Here is a 1,742-nt window from a genome sequence, read left to right as displayed (position 1 = left end):
CGTACGCACCGCCGTACCCTCGCTCCGGCCGGGCAGAGCCCGGTCAGTGCACCGGCACCGGATCCGCGGCCGCGGCCGCGCCCTTCTTGGCGCCGAGGTGATTGAAGGCCAGGTTCAGCGCGATGGCCACGACGCAGCCCGTGCTGATGCCGGAGTCGAGGACGACCAGCAGGTCCTTCGGGAAGGCGTGGTAGAACTCGGGGGCGGCGATCGGGATGAGCCCGATGCCGAGTGCGGCGGCGACGATCAGGGCGTTCTCGCCCTTCTCCATGGCCGCTCCGGCCAACGTCTGGATGCCGCTGGCGGCCACCGAGCCGAAGAGGACCACGCCCGCGCCGCCGAGGACCGGCAGCGGTACGACTCCGATGACGGAGGCGGCGACCGGGCACAGGCCGAGCAGGATCAGGATGCCTCCGCCGGCCGCGACGACGAACCGGCTGCGCACCTTGGTCATGGCGACCAGGCCGATGTTCTGCGCGAAGGCGCTGCACATGAACCCGTTGAACAGCGGGCTGAGCGCGCTGCCCAGGGTGTCGGCGCGCAGGCCGCCCTCGATGGTCCTCGCGTCCGCAGGGCGTCCGACGATCTTGCCGAGCGCCAGGATGTCGGCGGTGGACTCGGTCATGCAGACGAGCATCACGATGCACATCGAGATGATCGCGGCGACCTGGAACTGCGGGGCCCCGAAGTGGAACGGCGTCGGGAAGCCGACGAGGTCGGCGTTCTTGACGGCGTCGAAGTTCGTCATCCCCATCGGCAGCGCGATGAGCGTGCCGGCGACCAGGCCGAGGAGGATGGAGATCTGCTGGAGGAAGCCGCGCAGGAACTTGCGCATCAGGAGGACGAGTCCGAGGGTCGCGGCCGCCATGGCGATGTTCTTCACGGAGCCGTAGTCGGTGGCGGTGCGGTTGCCGCCCTGCGACCAGTTGAAGGCCACCGGGAGCAGCGAGACGCCGATCAGGGTGATGACCGTACCGGTGACGACCGGCGGGAAGAACCTGACGAGCCGCCCGAAGTAGGGGGCCGCGAAGAAGCCGAGGACACCGGCGACGATGATCGCGCCGAAGATGACCGGGATGGCGTCCGCGCCCTGCGACTTGCCTATGGCGATCATCGGGGTGACGCCGGCGAAGGAGACGCCGTTCACGAAGGGGAGTTTGGCGCCGATCTTCCAGAACCCGAGGGTCTGGAGGAGGGTGGCGAGCCCTGCGGTGAAGAGCGAGGCGCCCATCAGGAAGGCGGTCTCGGTGGCCGAGAGGCCGACGGCCGGGCCGAGGATCATGGGCGGGGCGACCACACCCGCGTACATGGCGGCCACGTGCTGGAGACCGCTGGTGAACATCTTCACCGGGGGCAAGGTCTCGTCGACCGGGTGCTTCCCCCCTGAGCCGTCCGAGGCTTGTGGTACTGCGACTGCGTCTTTGCGAAACCTGGGCGCCTGGGCCACGGCTTCCTCCGAACTGTTGAACACGCCGGCAGGGACGTGATGTGTCTGGGAGGTGGTGCGAAAGCTGTGCGAGTCGAGCCGGTATGGAGTTGTGGGGTGTTGCGAATGCTTGTCCCAAGGGGTGCCGAAACGATTCGCCCGAGTCGTTCCACGCGGTGGCGGCGAGGGCCGCGGAGGAGATGAGGAGCTGGAGGTGCCGTGGCGGTGGCGCGGTGCACGAGCTGCGGAGCAAGTGGCAGCGGTCACCGCCCCCGGGGCGCCCCGGGAAATCCTGGGGCGCTACCCGGGAACGGCT

General features: G+C 69.1%; 1 protein-coding gene. It reads right to left on the bottom strand.

Annotation, left to right across the window (positions count from 1 at the left end; translation table 11 throughout):
- Positions 1-43: 43 nt before the first annotated feature.
- Positions 44-1,447 carry a nucleobase:cation symporter-2 family protein gene (locus tag ACWGDE_RS38715; RefSeq protein WP_453393779.1) on the bottom strand — a complete coding sequence of 468 codons (1,404 nt, stop codon included), beginning with the start codon at positions 1,445-1,447 and terminating at the stop codon, positions 44-46.
- Positions 1,448-1,742 lie beyond the last annotated feature (295 nt).

Source organism: Streptomyces sp. NPDC054956 (genome assembly GCF_053609185.1).
Note: the sequence above shows the minus strand (reverse complement) of the source record. Positions and strands in the feature narration are given on the sequence as shown.